Source organism: Psychromonas sp. Urea-02u-13, assembly GCF_002835995.1.
Lineage (GTDB): Bacteria > Pseudomonadota > Gammaproteobacteria > Enterobacterales > Psychromonadaceae > Psychromonas.
Genome location: NZ_PJBZ01000137.1, coordinates 1 through 6154 on the forward strand (window position 1 = coordinate 1; position 6154 = coordinate 6154).

The 6154-nt window shown below is 41.1% G+C and carries 5 protein-coding genes; all 5 read right to left on the reverse strand.

What is annotated here, in order from left to right; translation table 11 throughout:
* Positions 1-3009, reverse strand: a 3009-nt coding sequence (locus CXF74_RS20335) for a DUF6531 domain-containing protein (protein WP_198552940.1), incomplete at its 3' end; no start/stop codon positions are given.
* A complete protein-coding gene (locus tag CXF74_RS20340) occupies positions 3006-4112 on the reverse strand; it encodes a hypothetical protein (protein WP_101084352.1) in 1107 nt (368 codons plus the stop codon). The genes CXF74_RS20335 and CXF74_RS20340, both read right to left, overlap by 4 nt.
* The gene (locus tag CXF74_RS20345) at positions 4109-5392 is read right to left on the reverse strand and encodes a TIGR02270 family protein (RefSeq protein ID WP_157822481.1); all 1284 of its coding nucleotides are present in this window, start codon (positions 5390-5392) and stop codon (positions 4109-4111) included. Before CXF74_RS20345 ends, CXF74_RS20340 begins: the two co-directional genes overlap by 4 nt.
* A gap of 9 nt (positions 5393-5401) precedes the next feature.
* The gene (locus CXF74_RS20350) at positions 5402-5782 is read right to left on the reverse strand and encodes a DUF4150 domain-containing protein (RefSeq protein WP_101084354.1); all 381 of its coding nucleotides are present in this window, start codon (positions 5780-5782) and stop codon (positions 5402-5404) included.
* Positions 5783-5797: 15 nt separating this feature from the next.
* The coding region (locus tag CXF74_RS20355; protein WP_157822482.1) for a DUF2169 domain-containing protein at positions 5798-6154 on the reverse strand (357 nt) is incomplete at its 5' end.

Sequence of the window (6154 nt, forward strand, 5' to 3'; positions counted from 1 at the left end):
GTCATAATCAAAACTATTGAGTAATATTTTAGAAGCTGTTTGCTCATTAGCGGCTTGCGGCGCGGCTGCATATTGTTTAATTAAGCGACCTGCAGTATCACGCTGGTAATGCAATCTGCCAAGCAGGCTTTTGCCATTTTCGCTAATATCATCGCTGGCCGTTAGATGCCCTGCTGCGTTGTAGTGGTACTTTTGTAGTCTGCCATCAAAACCAACTTCCTCAATAAGGCGCTCGTTAAGGTCGTAACGTAAGTGATAGTCTTTCCCTTTTTCATTGGTTAAGCCAATCAGGTTACGCTCGCCATCATAGTGGTAGTCGAGTGTTTGACCCAATGGGTCAATACGTTTAACCACTTGCGATAAACCGTTATATTGGTATTGCGTTGTTTTACCGCTGCTGTCCCCCTGATGTGTTAATAAACCGAGCGGGCTGTAAGCAAACTGTTGTACTTCACCATCGGGGCCTTTAATCGCCGTACACTGGACATTGGCATCGTAACGATAGTGCGTTGTACTGTCATCAGGGTAAGTAATGGTGTCAATTTGATTAGCCGCATTGTAACGATAGCGGGTATTGAGGCCATTAGGGTCGCGCATGGCGATCAATTGCCCTTGGTTATCCCATATATAATGCCACGATTGTTCAAGCGGATCGGTGATACGACTGACTAGACCTAGCTCGTTATACTGGTAATGATGACTTTCACCGAGTGGATTGCTTTGCTGGCTCAGTTGCCCTAGTTCGTTATAACTACGTTGCCAACGGTTACCAAGCGGATCAATACTCGCCGTGATATTACCTAAACTATCACGCTCAAGTTGGTGTTGTGCACCGCTGCTATCAATAAACGTACGTAACTGATCATTTGAATAGTCATAGACATAACGCAGTGCAGCTTGCATTGGATTAGTTTCACTAACTAGGTTGCCACGCTCATCATAACTATAACGGGTAACACCACCTTCTTGGTCTTGATGATAAACAGGTAAACCGCGATCATTAAACTGATAGGTTTCAGTACCACGACGGGTATCGGTGATGGCAACACGGTTGTTCGCCTTATCCCAATTAAAGTGATACTCATAGGTCGGTTGACCATTAATATGATCACCCCAGTTGCGCACACAGCGTGCTTTATTGGTATCACCATCCCATAGAAAATGATAACTGTAACCGCTTTTTAAGGTACGCTGGGTTATCAGGTGGTTTTTATAGCGATACTGCTCGCGATTACCTTTTGCATCGGTAGCAGCCGTTAAATCAAGCTGATTATCGTACTGATATTGCACCAAGGTTTGTTGATGCCCAGCAGCGGTTTGCCAATCAACATGTGAAAGCTGCGCCTGCTTATTATAATGTAATTTCCACTGCGACCCCGTACTGGCGGTGATATGTACTAAACGTTCAATACCATTAGCAACATTCGCATAACTCAGTGAAAAGTGATTACCAAAACTGTCTCGAATTTGTGTTAATACAAATGCACCGTTGGTTTGATTTTGACTGAATATTTTTTCAACACTCGCGCCTAATGACCGTAGGCTATAACTGTTACTATCGAGACGGGTTAATTGTAATTGCTCTGCACGGTTAGTTGTTGTATCGCCTTTCATCATTGGCAGTGGCAAACTAATGTTACGCGCTTCACTATTGCGGTAGTTAATAGCACCATTTTTAGCGGTATTTAATGATTCAGCAAAGGGATGTGTCCAACCATAACCTAAGCCAATATTTTGTAAGTTACTACTTTTATAACGGCGCTCCCAAGGCTGACTTAATGGACCATCAAGGGTAAAGTCAGTAAGTGGTAAAATTTCTTCACCAGTCACCAAACTGATTGGCTCACCGCCTTGGCAGGTTTTACTGTCAGCCGAACAAACTTGATCACCGTCATTTTTACCGGTTTCGTCGCTGTTAGTTTTAGCTTGTGAGTTGTCTTGTTGCTGCTCTTTATTATCTGCTTCGTTGCTTTCTTTCTTCTCTTCTTTCTTCTTTTTCAAGGTCTCATCTTTGACTTTATTTGTGTCTAATTTAAGTGCTTTAGGCAACTCGACATTATGTTTAACAACTTCATCTAGGTTGCCTTTTACTTCTGGAATATGTGTTTTTTTCTGTTTTTGAAGTTTAAGTAACTTCTGAAACTTCATTGCAAGACCTTTAAGCTGGGTAACATGGCGAAGTTTTGCGCTAATTTGTGCAACGTTACCTGCACCGCCTGTAGTCAATGCAAGCACGGCACCTAAAATAATATCAAACGCAGCAGAACCTGCAACATTAACCATTTCAACTTTAGATTGCGCTTTAACATATTCAACAGAGAAGTCAGCGAGTAATTTTTGTACTTCACTATCCTCTGCAATAAATGCCATCATTTCATAAGCGAGTAACATGTTCTTTTTTAATTGTTCGGGTGTTATACCAAAAGCATCAGCAAAGTCTTTACTATTTTTTTCATCTAGACTATCAAAGTAACCTTTTTTGTCTCCCTCAACATACTTTTCCCAACCAGCTTCAAGCATATTTCCCTGACTTTGGATATTAAGCCATAACGCTTTTGCCCCTGTTTCAGCCACATCACCAGTAAACTCAACCAGACCAATAGCACCATCACCAACACCCGACATAAATGCACCAAGCATAATAGTGCCTTGCATCCACCATTGCTCATCATCAAATATGTCATCCATGATCTTTTGCTCATGAAGCTCGAGGACTATAATTTCATCTAAAGAATCTTTAATGCTTTGGCGTGTTTTTGTTAATTCATCACCCGGATCCTGGCCAATTTCAAAACTAACACTCGACCCTGGCTCTAAGTGAGATAAGAAACTGAATCCTTCGAGGTTCACAGGATTCGGATTTTTGCTGCCATTAAGTGTGGCGAACAAAGGTACAAATTCCGTATAAGGCTTACCATTAGGATAACAAATTTGAATACCAGAAAAATGGTACGGGATTTCTTCTTCGCTAATGTTGCCTAGAGCAACGCCTTCGCCTACTTGTGTCATGCGCTAAATTCCTGTTGGCTGGCCATAGGGTTTATGGCATCTTCCTTGATGGTTGCCAAAGTAACGGCACCACGGTATTGCAAATCCGATGAACAACTAATTAAATGTGCGCTATTAGGCACTTGTGTGGTTAAGTCTAACGCAGCAAGAGCAATCAAAGCGGCAGCACTAGCGGCCCCAAGATCACCATAACAATCAGCGGGATGTTGCTGTTTTAGGGTTTTCGATAGACGCTTGCTATTACGCGTCATTGCCACGCCGATCTCTTTTGCCCAATATACCTCCCCATTCATGGTTTGGTAAACACTATGAATGGTTGCTTGTGGAGTATTATTTAAGGCATGCGTCACCGCATTAGCCAGCCCATCACCGCGGTAAGGGGCATCACTGTATAAGTGGCCTTGCTCTTGTGAGATCCCAGGGATGTTAAGGCTGATGATGTTTAGGGAGCTAAATACGGTGACTGGTTTGCGGCTCAAGCGTATAAATGCAGCGCCTTCACCAGGGACAAAACCATGTGCGATATCTTCTCCTGCTAGTCGCCCTTGCTCATGTAATAAATGCAGTAGCTCGGTACGTTGAAAGCTATCAACACCACCAATGACTATTTCTTCAAAATCAGTTTGTTCAAAAATTTTTATTGCGCGCTCGATAACATTAATGCCACCTGCACGACCACAATGGATCATACTACTGTGATCAGGACAAATGGCTAAACCGGTTTGCTCAATAAGACTATTTAAAAAACCTTTTGGCAGTGGACTTAAACTATCACGATACTGTTCAGGACAAGCTAATAATAATGGGATTGCATCCCCTTTATAACCTGAAAACACTTCATTCAACCCTGCATGTGCAAGCTGTATAAGCTGGTTTTGCCAACGAGAATAATACTGACAAGCATCGATATTTTCATCAATCACAGGTAATGCATCTTGAGGTACAAGCGCCATTTTAATCGGCTTAAACTGTTTGTTAACATAAGGAGAATCACTATAAGCGCTGATGCCCGCTTTAAACGCTGCATTAGTCATTTCGGCATTAAAACCAATGGGTGTGATCATACCTATGGCCGCAATATAAAGCGTGTCTATTTCATTCATACTAGACTCCTTGCTTTAACATTCACAAAAGATGACTGCGGATCTAACAAAGCTAACGTCAATGCAATACTTGCACGCTGTCGTTGCCCTGCTTGTTTTAACATACTCGTTAATTTCGCCACGGTAGCGGGGTTATTTTGATTCACTTCTATGCCCATAATATAACGAGAACCGGCTTTATATCGAGCACGATAATGCAGCCAAGTATGATTGATTTTACTGACATTTGGGAAGGGTAAATTCTCATCTTCGTCTAGATCAACATTGCTATTGGCATGTTCATCATTAGGCACAGCGGCAATATCCTCTGGAGGCTCAATTGATAACTCGTAACGATCTAAATCAATGCCGGTGATTAGAGTAAACGCTTCTCCCGCGACTTTAGCGGTATCAAAGTTGTTCATTTTATCAATAATCCAAGGCACCGTATGCGGGTCGCCAATGAGTCCACTGGCTTGAATCACTTCGCGTAACCTTTCTGGTTGCGTCGCAAAATCAGAGATCAACAAACGTGCTTTATCTATCGGTAATACTTTGAAAATAACTTGTTGCGCGATGGATGAAAATGGAGAGTCGCTCAATAGGTAAGCTTGAAGATTGGCTGCATACTTGTGTTCACCGAGCATCACAATGCTCCAATTCGCCCAAAATTTAACATCAATATCTTCATGTTCAGCTAATGGTAACAACGCATTACCAAAAGCATATAACTTTAATTCGCCAATTAATCGAACCACACGTTTTAATAATCCAATATGGCTTAAACAGTCTTCTCGTTGTAAAAATTCTTTTAAACACTCACCAGGGTTCTTGCGTGTAATGCTGCAAAATGCAATCGCTAACTGCTTATGATTTAAGTCTTTACTGAATAAAAACCGTTCTAACCACTCTCTTATAAGAGGTTTAGGCAACCACGCCATAGCAGACGCAACACCTTTGAAGGTATCGTCATTAACAAAAGCGTGGTCAATGACAACTTTTATTTTATTAACATCTCGACTGCGAAAAGCGATAATCGTTGCAGTAAAAGCTTCGCCCGCTTGATCAAAACGTAGCTCCTCTAAGCATATTTCCCAAGCAAGCTCAAAGTTGCACATTAACCCGTCTAAATTGGCGTCGATACGTTTTTCAAGATCTGCTAAATCAGTTAAATAGTAGTGAGGTTGTTTCACGCTGATCGAACGTAACAACCATAAAAAAGAAGCATCAATCACAAACTGTTCGCTAATATCACGATAAGCATGGGCTGATTTTTGGAGTGTATTAGTAGAACTGAACAAAATAGTTAATTAACCCATTATATTTTTATTATTGTGGAATAACGGGTCACCCATTCGGCACACATTTTTCCCTTCAAATTTCACATCAAAGGAGTACATCATAAACTCACACTCCCCTTCGATTTTTCCACTGACAATGCCTTTTTTATTGCCCGCTTGATCACCTGTACTTTTGGTATAAATAGCGCCTTTTACCATAGGCATTTTTTTATCCGTAGTAACAGATTTAGGCCCTTTATCTGTATCTGCTGATGCACCGATATTAGGATAAGGAATAGGTACAACCGCATTACCAATTTGCGTTAAACACACATCAGGAAAAACAATACTTTTACCGCCGCTACCTTTATGTGCGATACCCATTGAGTTTGCAAATGTTGTTTGTCCCATAGTGTTCTCCAATCCTTAACGAGATAGTTTTACTTCAATCTCTTTAATCTTTAACAGGGTTTTATCACACTCAAAAGGTGCTAACCAAACCATTGATAACAATTGTTCATTCGGTTGTAATGTTAATGTTTCAATATTCATTTTTAGTGCTACTGATTTATTATTAACAACCGCATTACATAATATTTTTACTTGCGGTACCGCTAACTTAATATCGCCTGAAGGATGCATGTTTTTAATTAATATTGACTCGCCACCTTGTAAATAGCCGGGGTAAATCAGGTCGGGATGTGCTGCATTCAAAAATAACTTATCGAAGTCTTGCGGTAGATAAGGCGCTCGCGTTGTTTGCCATTGCTCATCATAAGTCCC